This is a genomic window from Bacillus sp. DU-106 (assembly GCF_004799705.1).
Classification (GTDB): domain Bacteria; phylum Bacillota; class Bacilli; order Bacillales; family Bacillaceae_G; genus Bacillus_A; species Bacillus_A cereus.
Map to the genome: position 1 here is coordinate 1666448 of NZ_CP026607.1, position 17734 is coordinate 1684181.

The window sequence follows — 17734 nt, forward strand, 5'->3', positions numbered from 1 at the left end:
CCCCTATATAGATCGCAATAAAAAAGGAACAAAGGCGAATGCCTTTGTTCCTTTTTAAGAAAATGAAAAAGAAAAGAAGAAGATAGGACGAATTGCTTTGTATAGTTTTTCATAACATCCACTCCTTTTCATTTTGATTTGTTTTAAGTATATATCTTTTTGATTATACGAAACAATCTGATTACTTATCAAGTTTATTTTATCGTTTTTTAACAAAATGGTGTCAATGAAAAAAAGAAGAAAAATATTTGAATTTTTTGTGACGAACTTGTAGGTTTTTGTATGATTTTGTAGGTTCGCTTATAAGATGTGTGAGTAGCTTTTATAAATTCAAATTGAAAGCGTTCGCATGAAGGGGATGAACATAAATGAAAAAATTCGGATTGGCAACACAAATTTTTGTCGCGCTTGTTTTAGGGATTGTAGTAGGGGCAGTCTTTTATGGCAATAAAACGGCGATTTCTTATATCACACCAATTGGGGATATATTTATTCACTTAATTAAGATGATTGTAGTACCAATTGTTATTTCAGCATTAATTGTTGCAGTAGCTGGTGTAGGAGATATGAAGAAGCTTGGGAAACTGGGTGGTAAGACAATTCTTTATTTCGAAATTATTACGACGATTGCTATTTTAATGGGATTACTTGCAGCGAATATATTCCAACCAGGTACTGGCGTTGATATGAGTAATTTACAGCAAAGTGATATTTCTTCTTATAAACAAACTGCAGATGCAACAGAGAAGAAAGGTTTTGCTGAGACAATTGTTCACATTGTACCGAAAAACGTATTTGAATCGATTGCACAAGGTGACCTATTACCGATTATATTCTTCTCAGTATTGTTCGGCTTAGGAGTTGCGGCAATTGGGGAAAAAGGAAAGCCTGTTTTTAACTTTTTTGAAGGCGTACTCGAAGCCATGTTTTGGGTTACAAATCAAGTTATGAAATTTGCACCATTTGGTGTATTCGCATTAATTGCCGTTACGGTTGCAAAATTTGGTGTAGCGACATTACTTCCGCTAGGAAAACTAGTGCTAGCTGTATACGTAACTGTTATACTATTCGTTGTGATTGTATTAGGTATTAATGCACGAATGGTTGGAGTAAACATTTTTACATTAATGAAAATTTTAAAAGAAGAATTGATTCTTTCGTTTACGACAGCAAGTTCAGAAGCTGTTTTACCTAATATAATGAGAAAAATGGAAGAGTTCGGTTGTCCAAAGGCAGTTGCCTCTTTCGTAATTCCGACAGGTTATACATTTAACTTGACTGGATCGGCTATTTATCAAGCGTTAGCGGCATTGTTTGTTGCACAAATGTACGGTGTGCACATGTCACTAACGGAGCAAATAACGTTATTATTCGTTCTCATGTTAACATCCAAAGGTATGGCGGGAGTTCCAGGTGCATCGTTCGTTGTTGTATTAGCAACGTTAGGTTCGATGGGGTTACCACTAGAAGGTATCGCGTTAATTGCGGGAATTGACCGCATTTTAGATATGATTCGCTCATCTGTCAATGTATTAGGAAATGCATTAGCGGCCATTGTTATGTCGAAGTGGGAAGGCGAATTCGATAATGAGAAAGCAAAACAATATGTAGAAACAGTCAAAGAAACAAAAGCAGCATAAGAAATCGTTAAGGAGTGAATAATCATGGCAACATTAACTGAAGTTAAAAATGGTGTTCGAATTGAAAAAGATTTTTTAGGTGAAAAAGAAGTACCAAACTATGCATACTACGGCGTACAAACAATGCGTGCAGTTGAAAACTTCCCGATTACAGGATACAAAATCCATGAAGGTTTAATTAAAGCGTTCGCAGTTGTAAAAAAAGCAGCAGCGCTTGCTAATACAGATGTAGGAAGATTGGAATTGAACAAGGGTGGTGCGATCGCAGAGGCTGCTCAAGAAATTCTTGATGGAAAATGGCATGATCATTTCATCGTAGATCCAATTCAGGGCGGAGCAGGTACTTCAATGAACATGAATGCAAATGAAGTCATTGCCAATCGTGCTCTTGAATTATTAGGAATGGAAAAGGGAGACTATCACTATATTAGTCCAAATAGTCATGTAAACATGGCGCAATCCACAAACGATGCATTCCCAACGGCGATTCATATCGCTACATTAAACGCATTAGAAGGTTTATTACAAACGATGGGTTATATGCATGATGTATTTGAAATAAAAGCAGAACAGTTTGACCATGTTATTAAAATGGGTCGTACACATTTACAAGACGCTGTGCCAATTCGTCTTGGGCAAGAATTTAAAGCATACTCTCGTGTGCTTGAACGTGATATGAAACGAATTCAGCAATCACGTCAACACTTATATGAAGTGAACATGGGAGCAACTGCAGTTGGTACAGGCTTAAATGCAGATCCAGAATATATTGAAGCGGTTGTAAAACATTTAGCTGCAATTAGTGAACTGCCACTTGTTGGTGCAGAAGACTTAGTAGATGCAACGCAAAATACGGATGCATACACAGAAGTATCAGCAGCACTTAAAGTATGTATGATGAATATGTCTAAAATTGCGAATGACCTTCGCTTAATGGCATCAGGTCCACGCGTTGGTTTAGCGGAAATTATGCTACCAGCTCGTCAACCAGGTTCATCTATTATGCCAGGGAAAGTAAATCCTGTTATGCCAGAAGTAATTAATCAAATTGCGTTCCAAGTCATTGGTAACGACCATACAATTTGCCTTGCTTCAGAAGCAGGACAATTAGAATTAAACGTTATGGAACCAGTACTTGTTTTCAACTTACTTCAATCAATTAGCATTATGAATAACGGTTTCCGTGCCTTTACAGATAATTGCTTAAAAGGAATTGAAGCGAATGAAGATCGCTTAAAAGAGTATGTTGAGAAGAGTGTAGGAATTATTACAGCCGTGAACCCTCATATCGGTTATGAAGCAGCAGCTCGCGTTGCAAAAGAAGCAATCGCGACAGGGCAATCCGTTCGAGAACTTTGTGTGAAAAATGGTGTACTGTCACAAGAAGACTTAGAATTAATTCTAGATCCATTCGAAATGACACACCCAGGGATTGCAGGAGCAACTCTTTTAAAGAAAAATTAAAAGAAGAGGGGGGGCAAGCCCCTCTTTTTTGTTTACAATATAGAAATGCTATATATGAATAGAGGTAGGGATGTTATGAGCAAGTTTACAGTAGCTTCTAATGGTGCATTAGAAACAACATTAAGAGGAGCAGAAGTATTATCAACACCACTTTTAAATAAAGGGGTAGCTTTCACACAAAATGAAAGAGAAGAGTTAGGTTTAAAAGGGTTATTACCGCCAGCGGTTTTAACGTTAGAAGAACAGGCACGCCGAGCATACGAACAATTTAGTTCTCAGCCGGATGATTTATTAAAGAATGTATACTTAACTGCGTTACATGATCGAAATGAAGTATTATTTTATCGTATATTAACAGATCATTTACGTGAAATGTTACCGATTGTATATACACCAACTGTCGGTGTAGCAATTCAAAGATATAGTCATGAATATCGTAAACCACGTGGCGTTTATTTATCAATTAACGATTCATCAGGTATCGAAGAAGCATTTACCAATATCGGTGCAACAGCTGAGAACATTGATTTAGTCGTTGTAACAGATGGAGAAGGCATATTAGGAATTGGTGACTGGGGCGTTGGTGGTATTAACATCGCAATCGGAAAATTAGCTGTTTACACTGCTGCAGTTGGAATCGATCCTAGTCGTGTATTACCAGTAATTTTAGATGTAGGTACAAACCGTGAGGAGCTATTAAACAATCCATTTTATATTGGAAATCGTCACCCTCGTATAACAGGTGAAGCTTACGATGAATTTATTGATACGTTTGTACAAGCGGTAAACAAACAATTCCCGAAAGCACTTTTACATTGGGAAGACTTTAGCTCTCGTAACGCACGAAAAATTTTAGATAAATATCGTCATGATGTTTGTACATTTAATGATGATATTCAAGGTACAGGTGCAGTTTCACTTGCGGCAGTATTATCGGCAGTGAAAGCTTCTGGTGTACCGCTAAGTGAACACCGCGTTGTTGTATTTGGTGCTGGTACGGCTGGAATCGGTATCGCAGATCAAGTTAGAGATGCGATGGTTCGCGTAGGCGTATCTGAAGAAGAATCATATAAGCGTTTCTGGTGTATTGATCGTAACGGGTTAGTTACAGATAATATGGAAGATCTTCTTGATTTCCAAATTCCGTACGCAAGAAAAGAAGCAGAAGTAAGTGAGTGGAAAGAAAATGATGTGATCGGACTTGCTGAAGTTGTGAAACATGTAAAACCGACAATTTTAATTGGTACATCTACTGTTGCAGGTGCATTTAAAGAAGAGATTATTAAAGAAATGGCTTCTCACGTAGAAAGACCAATCATTTTACCAATGTCGAATCCGACGCCACTTGCTGAAGCAAAACCAGCAGATTTAATCGAGTGGACAGAAGGAAGAGCGTTAGTTGCAACAGGAAGTCCATTTGAACCAGTTACATATAACGGTGTAACGTATGTGATTGGACAATCAAATAATGCACTTATTTTCCCAGGGCTTGGTCTTGGAACAATTGTAGTACGAGCAAGCGTCATGACGGATGGAATGTTCGCAGCGGCTGCTGAAGCAGTTGCAAGTATGGTAGATACAAGTCAGCCAGGAGCACCTATTTTACCAGAAGTCGAAGAATTACGTAATATCTCAGAAATGGTTGCAATTGAAGTAGCGAAAGTTGCAGTTGCAGAAGGTGTTGCAAGAGTGAACTTAAGTGATAACGATATCAAGATGGCAGTGCAAGAAGCAATGTGGAAGCCAGAGTATCGCCAAATAAAAGCGGTAGAAAAGGTTAGAATATAGAAAAAAAGCCCGTTTATAACAATAAGCGGGCTTTCACTTTTACTACTGAAAAAAAGTATAGGAAGTGTCACCTTTGAATTGGAATCAATTATGGAAGAAAGATATGTCCCTTTTAATTATATTAATGGTCGTTGTTCCGATTGCTGGGGAGCTGAACTTTCATCCCTTTAATGATACGTTTCGAGTTAGCTTCGGTACACCGCTATTCTTCTTTTTATTATTATTTTTAAGAAGAGTACCAGCAGGAGTTGCAGGTATTCTTGTTGGTATATCTGTAGTCTTATTCCGAGTATGTCTTGACTGGATCATGCAAGGTTCATTTCATATGACAGAATCATTTTATTTGCGTTATCCTGTGTTCTTCTATTATTTTATTTATGGCAGTTTTTTTTCGCTTTGTAGGGTAAATAAATTCCATCAGAAACCAATCATTATTGGATGCCTTGGAATTTCAATTGAAATTGTTGCAAGTATGTCAGAACTTGCGTTTTATCACATGTTAGTACTAGGTACAACAATAACGATTTCTGAAGTGAATAAACTTATTATTATTGCTATTTTTCGTAGTTTCTTTGCACTTGGTTTTTTAAATATGATGAATTTATATGAAACGAAATTAAAAGAATCGCAAGTTCGAAAAGAAAATGAAAATATGTTAATGCATCTTTCTAATTTATATGTGGAATCTGTTCATTTGAAAAAGACGTTACAAAATGCGGAGTTAATTACACAAGAAGCATATCAACTATATCGAAATTTACAAGTAAGCGCTGATTCAAGTAGTAAAACAGCATTGAAAATAGCGGGGGAAGTGCATGAAATAAAAAAGGATAATCAAAGGATATTTGCAGGATTATCTAAACTGTTATTAGATAAAAATGTGGCTGAATATGTAGAAGGACATGAGTTAGCAGAGATGATTGTTAGAATAAACGAGAAGTATGCTGAAATGCTAGAAAAGGATATACGTTTTTCTAAACATATAGAAGGTGAGCATGCTGCATACCACGTGTATACAGTGCTATCAATTTTTAATAACTTAGTTGCAAATGCAGTTGAAGCAATTGAAGATAAAGGTTTCGTTATTATTAAGCTATATAAAAGAAATCAGCATATATTTTTTGAAGTAATTGACGATGGGCCTGGTATTACACAAAAGTATAAGAAATTAGTATTTAAGCCAGGATTTACTTCCAAGTATGATCAAACGGGAACACCGTCAACTGGTATTGGGCTTTCTTACATAAATGAAATGGTAACAGAGCTAGGCGGAGAAGTGAAATTAGAAGACCGAGAAAATAAAAGAGGATGTAAGTTTATCGTTTGTTTACCAGAGGATAGTTTAAAGCAGGAAGGGGAATAGATTTGTTTTATTATATCGTAGACGATGATGAAGTTTTCCGTTCGATGCTTTCGCAAATTATTGAAGATGGAGATCTTGGAGAAGTAATTGGTGAGGCGGATGACGGAGCTTTTATTGAAGCGGATCAACTAAATTTTAAAAAAGTAGATATTTTATTTATTGATTTGTTGATGCCGATGAGGGACGGAATTGAAACAGTTCGTCACATTGCGTCAACTTTCACGGGGAAAATCATTATGATTTCTCAAGTGGAATCGAAGCAGCTTATAGGTGAGGCATATACACTAGGTGTAGAATATTATATTACAAAACCATTAAATAAAATCGAAGTTGTATCTGTTGTACGTAAAGTGATGGAGCGTATTAGATTGGAGCGTTCTATACACGATATTCAAAAATCATTGAATAACGTGTTTCAGTGGGAAAAACCGCAATTGCGTACTGAACCAGTGCAAGAAGGAAAAAAGATAGGGGATTTAGGGCGCTTTTTACTATCAGAACTCGGTATTGCGGGAGAGAATGGAAGTAAAGATTTACTTAGTATGCTGGAATATTTATATGGTCAAGAAAAGGCACAGACATTTGAGTTTGGCTTTCCTGCGTTAAAAGAAATTTTCCATCATATTACGATAAGAAAATTAGGGGATTTAGCTTTAGAGGCGGATATTGATAAAGAGAAAAAAGCGTCTGAACAAAGAGTACGTCGAGCTATTTATCAGTCGTTAAATCATTTGGCTTCTTTAGGATTAACAGACTTTTCAAATCCAAAATTTGAAAGCTATGCTCCAAAATTTTTCGATTTTACCGTAGTTAGAAAACGGATGACAGAAATGACGAAAGATGAACTCGCATCTTCTGGTCATACGCGAATTAATACAAAAAAGTTTATTCAAGTGTTGTATTTTGAGGCGAAGAGGTTGATGGAGATAGAGTGAAGAAGATGCTTATAAATAAGCATCTTCTTTTGTTAAATCAACATTTTATATTTTCTCGTGGAGCATGTAAAATGTTAAGTAAGAGAAAATGGTTTTATATTAAGGAAGTGTCAAAGCGATGAGTTTCACATTGAATAAATCGATTATTAAAGAAGTGTGCGGAGAGACCTCATATAAAAGAGGTGAAGCCTATTATAAATCAAATAAAGTAATAATAGATCATTACGATGAAAATAAAGAAATTTGTGAGGCGACAGTAAAAGGGAACGAGGATTTCCATGTTACAGTAGCAAAAGCCAAAAAGGGTGATGTTGTTGCAAAATGTAGTTGTCCTTCATTAGCGTCTTTTCAAACGTACTGTCAACATGTTGCAGCAGTATTAATACAAATAAACTATAATCAACAAACAGGTAGAATGAGCTCCACTAGTAGCAGAAATGATCAATTGACAAGTGGTATGTTTCAGCTGTTTGCAGACAAACCACTGAGGCCAAAAAGTAAACAACACCGTTTTGATACACGTGAAATATTAGATATTGAGTTTATATGTACACCAGTTGCTACGAGAAGTGGTGGGGCTCTTCTTGGAATTCAATTGAAACTTGCCAAAGTGTATTTCATAAATCATATTAGAGAATTTCTTTCTAAGGTGGAGAAAAGAGAGTCTTTTCATTGTTCAAATGAATTTACATATACACCAGATGTACATAGTTTTAAACAAGAAACGGATGCAATTATTCAGCGGCTCATTAAAATGTATCATAACGAAAAAATGTATGAAAATACGCTAGAAGTACATGCGAAACAAGATGAAAGTATGATATTTATACCACCAGCTTCATGGAAAGATATGCTCTTTTCACTTTCTAAAGCTGAATATGTACAGCTGAAACAAAATGAACAACTGTTTCAGGGATTACAAGTTTCAAAAGGGTTGTTGCCGTTACACTTTGAATTTACGAAGGGAAATAATGGCGGATTTACACTTCATATAGAGGGTTTAAATCGTGTACAAGTTATGGATATGTATAACAATGCACTTTATAGTGGGAAATTATATCACTTACACATTGAAGATTGTATGCGACTTATTGAATTACAAAAGATGATGAGTCGCTCAAATAGTAATCAGTTTTATATTCCAGAAAGTAAGATGGAACATTTCGTCGCGAAAGTTGTACCAGGATTAATGAAGCTCGGAACTGTACACATTGATGAAGTAATATCGGATCGTGTTGAAACACCTTCGCTAAAAGCGAAATTGTATTTAGACCGCGTGAAAAATCGCTTATTAGCAGGTCTTGAATTTCACTATGGGAACGTCATGATTAATCCGCTAGAAGAGGATGGACAGCCGTCTGTTTTTAATCGTGATGAGAAAAAGGAAAAAGAGATTTTAGACATTATGAGTGAAAGTGCTTTTGCAAAAACAGAAGGCGGTTACTTTATGCATAATGAAGAAGCTGAGTATAACTTTTTATATCACGTTGTGCCAACATTAAAAGGTTTAGTTGATATTTATGCGACAACAGCAATCAAATTGCGAATTAGTAAAGGGGATGCAGTTCCTCTTATTAGAGTGAGAAGAAAAGAAAGAATTGATTGGTTGTCATTTCGTTTTGATATAAAAGGAATACCAGAAGCAGAAATTAAAGGTGTATTAGCGGCTCTTGAAGAGAAACGTAAATATTATCGATTGGCGAATGGTTCGTTTTTATCGCTAGAGAGTAAAGAGTTTAATGAAATTAATCAGTTTATAAAAGAATCAGGTATTCGGAAAGAATTTTTACATGGAGAAGAGGTAAATGTTCCGCTTATTCGAAGTGTAAAATGGATGAACGGACTTCATGAAGGCAATGTTTTAAGTTTGGATGATTCTGTTCAAGAGTTAGTAGAAAACATTCAAAACCCGAAAAAATTAAAGTTTGCTGTGCCAAATACTTTAAATGCAGAAATGAGAAAGTATCAAGTATATGGGTTCGAATGGATGAAAACACTTGCTCATTACCGTTTTGGCGGTATTTTAGCAGATGATATGGGACTTGGAAAAACGTTGCAAAGCATTGCTTTTATAGATTCTGTTTTGACTGAGATTCGAGAAAAGAAACTGCCAATATTAGTCGTTTCACCATCATCTCTTGTTTATAATTGGTTTAGTGAATTGAAAAAATTCGCCCCGCATATTAGAGCAGTTATTGCAGATGGAATTCAAGCAGAGCGCCGGAAAATTTTGAAAGATATAACGGAATTTGATGTTGTAATTACGTCATATCCATTACTGAGAAGAGATATAAGATTGTATGCAAGACCATTTCATACACTATTCCTTGATGAAGCGCAGGCGTTTAAAAACCCTACAACGCAAACGGCAAGAGCTGTGAAAACAATTCAAGCTGAATACCGTTTTGGGCTAACGGGTACACCTGTAGAAAATTCATTAGAAGAGCTATGGTCTATCTTCCATGTCGTCTTCCCAGAATTATTACCAGGAAGAAAAGAGTTCGGTGATTTAAGGCGTGAAGATATAGCGAAGCGAGTGAAACCATTCGTATTAAGACGATTAAAAGGGGACGTATTAAATGAGTTGCCAGAGAAAATAGAGCACTTACAATCATCGGAGTTATTACCCGATCAAAAGAGTCTTTATGCTGCTTATTTAGCGAAGTTAAGGGAAGAAACGTTAAAGCATTTAGACAAAGATACGTTACGTAAAAATAAAATTAGAATTTTAGCTGGTTTAACGAGATTGCGACAAATTTGTTGCCATCCTGCTTTATTTGTTGATGATTACAAAGGAAGTTCAGCTAAATTTGAACAACTGTTAGAGATTTTAGAGGAATGTAGAAGTACAGGAAAGAGAATATTAATTTTTTCTCAATTTACGAAGATGCTTTCCATTATTGGTCGTGAGTTAAATCGCCAAGCAATTCCATACTTTTATTTAGACGGGAGTACACCAGCACAGGAACGTGTAGAGCTGTGCAATCGGTTTAACGAAGGAGAAGGGGATCTATTTCTCATTTCTTTAAAAGCTGGTGGTACCGGACTTAATTTAACTGGTGCAGATACAGTAATATTATACGATTTATGGTGGAATCCAGCTGTTGAACAACAAGCGGCTGATAGAGCGTATCGAATGGGGCAAAAAAATACAGTACAAGTTATAAAGCTAGTAGCCCACGGAACAATTGAGGAGAAAATGCATGAACTGCAAGAAAGTAAGAAAAATTTAATTGCTGAAGTGATTGAGCCAGGAGAAGAAAAATTAGCATCCATTACGGAGGAAGAAATAAGAGATATTTTAATGATTTAATATGAAAAAGCTATGCTTTCACATGTGAAAGCATAGCTTTTTGTTGTAATAATTATATTTTGTTTTGTGCAAAGTAAAGAAATCAAATGTTATTTAAATTACTTCTTTGTACCTTTACTTTTGTAGGGTTTGGCAGCTGCCTTTTTCTTTGCACTTGATTGCCAACGGTTCCATCCTTTACTTCCTGTACCTTGTCCTACACCTTTTTTTGGTTTTGCTTTCGTTTTACTCATATGATCACTCCGTTATATAAAAAATCTTATTTAATAATAGCCAATGTTTTAGAAAAATATTCTGGATAAATGACTATGTTTGTTTTAAGTAAAAACAAACTGCTTGAATGCTATAGTATATCATGAAATTGCAAGTAAACTGAAAGGAATTATAAAGAAAATGAAAATAATAAGAAATACTGCGGATTCTATATTCCGAACGATCACATTAATTATTGTGTATACGTTAGTTTCGGTCAGTGAAACATTTTTTGGATTGACGAGGCAGAAAAAGTAAAGATGTTAAATTAACAACAATCAATAAAGCCGTAAAATAAAGAATTGAAAAATATTTTAAAACTTTTTGTTGACTTTCTTTATTTTTTGTATAGAATAATCATTAATAAAATGTTTCAGAGATGTGACAACAAAACGACTATGAAAGGACGAGTAGTAGTAGGACGTAGTTTAAGCGAGTCAGGGGTGGTGTGAGCCTGATACGAAGCCTATTATGAAGAACCTCCTGGAGTTGCTAACCGAAATCCTTTATAGGAAAGTAGACTTAGCCGGGAACTTCGCCGTTACAAGAAGAACAGTATCGAGATATTTCATCTCCGTATTGTATAAGTGAGCAACCTCTGTTGCTAATTTGGGTGGTACCGCGGAACCAAAGCCTTTCGTCCCAGTTTTTTGGGAAAGAAGGGCTTTTTTTGTTGGCTTCTTTTCACAACATCCAAACATTTTAGGAGGAAACCACCATGTATCAATCATTAATGACAGTAAGAGAGACTCAAATTGCAATTAAGGAAGTTAAAACATTTTTCGAGGACCAATTAGCAAAACGCCTTGAACTATTCCGCGTATCTGCACCATTATTCGTAACGAAAAAATCAGGATTAAACGATCACCTAAACGGTGTAGAACGTCCAATTGAATTTGATATGTTACATTCAGGAGAAGAATTAGAAATTGTTCATTCACTAGCGAAATGGAAACGATTTGCATTACATGAATACGGATATGAAGCTGGTGAAGGTTTATATACAAACATGAACGCGATTCGTCGTGATGAAGAACTTGATGCAACGCATTCCATTTATGTTGACCAATGGGATTGGGAAAAAATCGTTCAAAAAGAATGGCGTACTGTTGAATACTTACAAAAAACAGTACAAACAATTTATGGAATATTCAAAGATTTAGAAGATCACTTATTTGAAAAATATCCGTTCCTTGGAAAGTATTTACCGGAAGAAATTGTTTTCGTTACTTCTCAAGAATTAGAAGATAAATATCCAGAATTAACACCGAAAGATCGTGAACATGCAATTGCAAAAGAACACGGTGCAGTCTTCATTATCGGAATTGGTGATGCACTTCGTTCAGGTGAAAAGCATGACGGACGCGCAGCTGATTATGACGATTGGAAATTAAACGGTGACATTTTATTCTGGCACCCAGTACTACAATCTTCATTTGAGTTATCATCAATGGGAATTCGTGTTGATAGTAAATCACTTGATGAGCAGTTAACGAAAACTGGTGAAGACTTCAAACGTGAGTATGATTTCCATAAAGGTATACTAGAAGACGTACTACCATTAACAATCGGCGGTGGCATTGGACAATCAAGAATGTGCATGTACTTCTTACGTAAAGCACATATCGGTGAAGTTCAATCTTCTGTATGGCCTGACGATTTACGTGAAGCTTGCAAGAAAGAAAACATTCATCTGTTTTAATAGAAGTAAGGGAATAGCTTAAATATAGAGCTATTCCCTCTTTTTTATAAAACATTACTTATTTATTACCGAGTTCTTCTGCTAAACCGATTAAAATTCCTTCGACTCCACGAATGTAGCAGAGACGATACGAGTTCTCGTACTGAACTACTTCGCCAACGAGCTCTGCACCATGCTTAGTGAGTCTCGATACCATTTCGTCAATATCCTCGACAGTGAACATGACGCGTAGATAACCGAGGGCGTTTACAGGAGCTGTTCGGTGATCTGCTATAGTAGGAGGGGTGAGAAATCGCGAAAGTTCAATTCGGCTGTGGCCATCTGGAGTGACCATCATAGCAATCTCTACGCACTGAGAACCGAGTCCAGTTACGCGACCAGCCCATTCACCTTCGACATTTGCTCGACCTTCGAGATTCAAGCCAATCTCCTCAAAGAAAGAGATTGCGTTATCAAGGGATTCTACAACGATGCTGACATTGTCCATTCGTAGTAATTTGTTTTTTGCCATAGTCTTATCTCCTTATGTATAAAAGTTTATTATTTAATTATCCTCATAATTATACTACTAAGTAGTTACAAATTCCTTTCAGTCAAAAACACCTTGTCACAGTATAGGAAAATGTGACAAGGTGTTTTTTAATATATCATATAGCATCTTGTTAACGAATAGCTTTTTAATTAATAGGAAGGAAGTAGATTAATATGTTTTTTTTATAAGCGTTACTAAACATATCAAATTAGCTCATTTGCACGAAAGGCTCAATTTTCGCCATAAATGATTGATGCAGCGCCTCAACGCCTGTTACTAAATGAAGGCGGTCAATAACGACAGACACTTTAATTTCTGATGTACTTACCATTTTAATATGAATATCTTCTTCTTTTAAAGTAGTGAACATATTTGCAGCGACACCTGGGTTAGATACCATGCCAGATCCTACGATTGATACTTTTGCTAAATGATTTTCATATTCTACTGCTTCATAGTGAAGTGCCTCTTGATTTTGTTCCAATACTTCTAATGTTTCTCTTAAATCATTAGAATGGATGGAGAAGGAGAGATGAACAGTTCCTTCATTTGTAATACTTTGAATGATGATATCTACATTAATATGTGCCGCTGCTAATGTAGAGAAAACAGTTGAAAGTGAACCTTGTTCTAATCCTTTCACTGTGATGCGTGTAATATTATCTTTAAATGCAATACCTTTAACGATTGATTGTTGTTCCATGTTACATTCTCCTTTTACAATTGTTCCGTTTTCTTGTTCCATACTTGAGCGAACTTCTAAAATGACATTATGATTTTTAGCAAACTCAACAGCACGCGGGTGTAATACACCAGCACCGAGGTTTGCAAGTTCTAACATTTCGTCATAAGAAATTTCATCTAATTTATAAGCATCTTTTACAACTCGTGGATCCGTCGTATATACGCCGGTGACATCTGTGTAAATATCACATTTTTTTGCGTTTAGTGCAGCAGCTAATGCGACAGCAGTTGTATCAGAACCGCCTCGTCCAAGCGTTGTAATTTCAAAATCTTCACTGACTCCTTGGAAACCAGCTACAATAACAATCGTACCTTCAGCAAGATAAGATTGAATACGATCTGTATGAATGTCAGTAATCCGTGCACTACTATGTACAGATTCTGTCGTAATACCAGCTTGCCACCCTGTTAATGAAATTGCATGATAGCCTTTTGCTTGCAGTGCCATCGTTAATAATGAAATAGTTACTTGTTCTCCTGTAGATAGAAGCATATCCATTTCACGTTTACTTGGATTTTCTGTGATAGCGTTAGCGAGTGCGACAAGTTCATCTGTGCTTTTTCCCATTGCTGAAACGACAGAGACAATGCTATGACCTCGTTCATATTCTTCAATAATTAAATTTGCTACATGTTGAATGCGTTCGACGCTTCCGACAGAAGTGCCACCGAATTTTTGAACAATTGTTTCCATTACAGATTCCTTCTTTCGTCTATTTTTAAGAATAGATTAGGAAATATATAAATCCCAATACTCCTGTAGTTACCAGAAAGACAAACAAAAAACACCATCTCAAATAAGTGAGGATGGTGCTGTTACAGGAAAAGGGAAACAGAAAACGGAGCTAATAAAAAAACCGCCAAAAAAGGAATATCATAAAAAATGATATCTCTTTTTTGTAGATAGCTCTTCATACGTACACGTCTGTACATATGACAGTTCTGTTTCTATTCGAAAACAGCCCCAATTGATAAATGCAGAGAAACTTATCAATTTCGGCAATACTTCCTTTCATCTAAGTTCATAGACATCTCTGTGTCTCCATTAGAATACTCATAAGTATCGCAACCTCTATCTCACGTTTTAGGCGAGAGTGTTTGATTTATGAAGTTGTTGGTAACATTTGTTTTATAATAATTTAAATTTTCCGGGGAATCAAGTGTTTTATATATATTTTAAAAATTCTTTCTTTTTTCTGAGGAAGTTTGTGAAAAATGTAGCAAAATAAATTCATTGCATGTACATTAAACTTATAGTGCATAGGAGGTGGGAGAATGAAAAGGAAACAGCCTATTTATGTTGCGACAAAAATGAACACGACGATGGGAAAATTATGGGGATATACGCAAGAACCAGATATACATACAGAGTGGGATGCTCGCTTTACTGAAATTTCGTATTTAGAGAAAAAAGAAGGAGAACCACAGAAGTTTTTGTATAAAACAAAGATTGGATTTGGGTTTGAAATAGCTGGAGAAGGGGAATCAATAGGTGAAATAAGAAAAGATATTTTAACGCAGTTATGCAATTGGATGGAAACGAAAATGAAATTGTAGATTATTTTGGCGAACCACATTTACTCGTTTCTACACTGCATTTTCATATCGATGAGTTAGGGGCAATGCATATTTCTTCAAAGAAACAATGGTTTTATATGTTTGGAAGAAAAATGCCGTTACCAAAATTTTTGTATGGTGAAGCAAAAATTGTTGAAAGTTATGATGCAACACTACAGTGTTTTCGAATTCATGTACAAGTACGAAACCCGTTAATTGGCTCGCTTTTTTCATATAAGGGAACATTTGTGGAAAGGAAATAAACGATATGAAAAATATAATATTTGGGCTTGCTTGTTATGTTGTTTTTCTAATATATGAGTGGTCGAATATAAATCCTGTTGAAGCAATTATATTATTGTCTGTTTTATTATTTATACCAATGTCACTTTGTATTATTGATAAAAGAAAAAGAGATGGATCGTATTTATTATTTTATAAATTCGTATCGTTTTTATATCCAATCGCAGCAATTTGTGCAATGCTAGCTTTCGTCACAAATTACAATGTATTTGCGCTAGTTTGGTTTGTATATACAGGAATTGTTGCGTTATTTGGTGTAAGTAGATTGCTAGAAAGAGGATGGAAGCCGTTAGAAGAAATCGCCATAGATAGTGCGTTTATTTATTTGTTTTTAGGTGGTTTTTGGTTTTTTGCTTCAGTAGCAAAACTTTCAATTATGCATTTTAGCTCTGACATTGTTTTACTCACAGCAGCGCATTTTCATTATTCGGCGTTTCTATTGCCATTATCAGCTGGTTTAATAGGGAGAAAAAGAGAAAAGAGAAGTAAAGTATATGATGCTATTATGTTTATCATCATGATTTCACCTATGACAGTTGCAATAGGAATTACATACTCGAGAATATTTGAATTTTTTGCAGTGCTCCTATATTTATGTGCCATTTATGGATATGGATTTTACGTTTGGAGAGCAAAATTTAATGCTATCAGTGCAAAGATTCTTTTAATCGTTTCGTCTAGTACACTCATGGTTACAATTATGTTCTCACTTATATATTCATACGGAAATTTGAAGCATGTAATGACGATTACAATTGCTCAAATGGTTTGGATTCACGGTGTTGTCAACGGAATTGGAGTAGCGTTACCGGCATTTGTCGGCTGGATGATCGAAAAGAGTGTTCCGAATTATAAATACTATGGGAAACCAATGAGTAAATTAAGAGGAAGTGTGGCAATTGGTGAGGCTTTTTTATATAGCGGCAATTTAGTAGGCAGTAAGGAATACAACGGTTTAGTTGATCAAATAACTGATTTTCATAGTGAGTCATTTGACGTGACGAAGGTACCTTTAAGTATTATTCGTTTTTATGAAAATACAACAGAGTATGAGTTGCAATCAAATATTAAATGGGCTCGTTGGTTCCGCCTATTTGCATTTTGTTATGAGAAAATGAGCAAGCATGTAGGACAAATACATTTAGGGATGGGCGGCAATTGGGAAACGATGCATGGCTCTATCATTAGTGTAATAGATGAGAAAGATGGAAGAGAGAATGTAAGGGCTTGGATAAGGAAAAATGAAGCAGGTGAATCTATTTTTGTAGCTCTTTATTCAAAGCATACAAATAAGAATGAGACATATATGAATATCGCCTTACCTTTACCTTATTCGAATATGACTGGTATTTTGAAACTATATAATGATAATCATGATTTAATCATTACTAGTAAGTTAAGAGAAAATGGCCAGGGAGATGAGGGGATTTATTTACATACTCGGTTCTTAACAATCCGTTTACCGTTAGCAGAGACTTTCATCATTACAGAGGGTAAGGATAAAATGTTAACAGCTCATCATAGCATGTGGCTATTTGGACTTGAATTTTTACATATTCATTATAAGATTGAAAAAATTGCACAGAAGTAAGAAAGGCTTGGATGGGTTTCCAAGCTTTTTTATGTATGGGTAATTGTCATAGAAATTTGTTTATTTAGCTCATTATCCCAAACACGTTGAATTTCAAAAGTGCCTGTTTCAAAAAATAATGGGAATCTTTCTTTAAACCAAGTTTGCACAGGTAGCTTTAGTGCTGTATTGATTGGTATCCATAATAATTCACCCTCAGGAGGATTCAAAAGAAGTTCACCTTCAAATGAGTCTGTCCAATAGTTAAATACCATATATCGAACATTATCTTTCGGATTGACATATTCATCTAATCCTTTAAAAGTTAAATTGGAAACAAGTAATCCAGTTTCTTCTTTTACTTCTCTTATAGCGGCTTGAACGATACTTTCGGGGAAATCTACTTTGCCGCCAGGAGCGATGTAGCCAGGGAAACCTCGATGGCTGGGGCGTTTTATGAGTAAAATTTCATTGTTACGTTGGATCATACACATTGTATAGATCTGATGTTCGATGTTATGTGAATTTGGAGGCATAATGATGTATTCTCCTTTATATTTTTTTGATAATT

General features: G+C 35.6%; 12 protein-coding genes, 2 pseudogenes, 1 riboswitch and 1 other annotated feature. Of the genes and pseudogenes, 10 read left to right on the top strand and 4 right to left on the bottom strand.

Annotation, left to right across the window (positions count from 1 at the left end; all coding sequences use genetic code 11):
- Positions 1-368 precede the first annotated feature (368 nt).
- The 6 genes from C3Y97_RS08695 (at position 369) to C3Y97_RS08720 (ending at position 10503) form a co-directional block, all read left to right on the top strand.
- Complete coding sequence (locus C3Y97_RS08695; RefSeq protein ID WP_000713293.1) at positions 369-1640, top strand: cation:dicarboxylate symporter family transporter; 1272 nt, start codon at positions 369-371, stop codon at positions 1638-1640.
- Positions 1641-1664: 24 nt separating this feature from the next.
- Positions 1665-3104, top strand: coding sequence for an aspartate ammonia-lyase (gene aspA / locus C3Y97_RS08700; RefSeq protein WP_000224188.1), 1440 nt, complete (start codon positions 1665-1667; stop codon positions 3102-3104).
- A gap of 75 nt (positions 3105-3179) precedes the next feature.
- Positions 3180-4892, top strand: coding sequence for an oxaloacetate-decarboxylating malate dehydrogenase (gene malS, locus C3Y97_RS08705; RefSeq protein WP_002195357.1), 1713 nt, complete (start codon positions 3180-3182; stop codon positions 4890-4892).
- Positions 4893-4956: 64 nt separating this feature from the next.
- Complete coding sequence (locus tag C3Y97_RS08710; protein ID WP_002023846.1) at positions 4957-6255, top strand: sensor histidine kinase; 1299 nt, start codon at positions 4957-4959, stop codon at positions 6253-6255.
- Between the two features lie 2 nt (positions 6256-6257).
- Complete coding sequence (locus C3Y97_RS08715; protein WP_000500302.1) at positions 6258-7190, top strand: response regulator; 933 nt, start codon at positions 6258-6260, stop codon at positions 7188-7190.
- Positions 7191-7308: 118 nt separating this feature from the next.
- Complete coding sequence (locus C3Y97_RS08720; protein WP_136363276.1) at positions 7309-10503, top strand: DEAD/DEAH box helicase; 3195 nt, start codon at positions 7309-7311, stop codon at positions 10501-10503.
- Positions 10504-10601: 98 nt separating this feature from the next.
- Here the strand turns inward: C3Y97_RS08720 and C3Y97_RS08725 are convergent, their stop codons facing one another.
- Positions 10602-10736, bottom strand: coding sequence for a DUF3934 domain-containing protein (locus tag C3Y97_RS08725; protein WP_000047588.1), 135 nt, complete (start codon positions 10734-10736; stop codon positions 10602-10604).
- A 408-nt stretch (positions 10737-11144) separates the two neighbouring features.
- Positions 11145-11403: a binding site (T-box leader), on the top strand.
- A 70-nt stretch (positions 11404-11473) separates the two neighbouring features.
- On the opposite strand from C3Y97_RS08725, the gene asnA reads away from it, so the two are divergent.
- Entirely contained in the window at positions 11474-12457 is a 984-nt protein-coding gene (asnA, locus tag C3Y97_RS08735; RefSeq protein ID WP_000284917.1) for an aspartate--ammonia ligase, read from the top strand.
- A gap of 58 nt (positions 12458-12515) precedes the next feature.
- On the opposite strand, the gene C3Y97_RS08740 is transcribed toward asnA, so the two are convergent.
- Positions 12516-12968, bottom strand: a complete 453-nt coding sequence (locus C3Y97_RS08740) for a VOC family protein (protein ID WP_001107259.1) — start codon at positions 12966-12968, stop codon at positions 12516-12518.
- A gap of 229 nt (positions 12969-13197) precedes the next feature.
- On the bottom strand, positions 13198-14427 hold the full coding sequence (locus C3Y97_RS08745) for an aspartate kinase (RefSeq protein WP_000448038.1): 1230 nt from the start codon (positions 14425-14427) through the stop codon (positions 13198-13200).
- A gap of 202 nt (positions 14428-14629) precedes the next feature.
- A riboswitch (Lysine riboswitch) is annotated at positions 14630-14816 on the bottom strand.
- A gap of 192 nt (positions 14817-15008) precedes the next feature.
- Between C3Y97_RS08745 and C3Y97_RS08755 the strand changes: the two are divergent.
- The 3 genes and pseudogenes from C3Y97_RS08755 to C3Y97_RS08765 all read left to right on the top strand — a co-directional run.
- Positions 15009-15287: pseudogene (locus C3Y97_RS08755) on the top strand (hypothetical protein); the annotation flags it as partial.
- Positions 15230-15553 (top strand): annotated as a pseudogene (locus C3Y97_RS08760) (DUF4166 domain-containing protein); the annotation flags it as partial. The pseudogenes C3Y97_RS08755 and C3Y97_RS08760, both read left to right, overlap by 58 nt.
- Before the next feature lie 5 nt (positions 15554-15558).
- Positions 15559-17184, top strand: a complete 1626-nt coding sequence (locus C3Y97_RS08765) for a YndJ family protein (protein ID WP_000789387.1) — start codon at positions 15559-15561, stop codon at positions 17182-17184.
- A gap of 29 nt (positions 17185-17213) precedes the next feature.
- On the opposite strand, the gene C3Y97_RS08770 is transcribed toward C3Y97_RS08765, so the two are convergent.
- Positions 17214-17699 (bottom strand): 8-oxo-dGTP diphosphatase, encoded by a 486-nt coding sequence (locus tag C3Y97_RS08770; RefSeq protein ID WP_001134944.1) that lies wholly within the window; start codon positions 17697-17699, stop codon positions 17214-17216.
- Between the last annotated feature and the right edge of the window lie 35 nt (positions 17700-17734).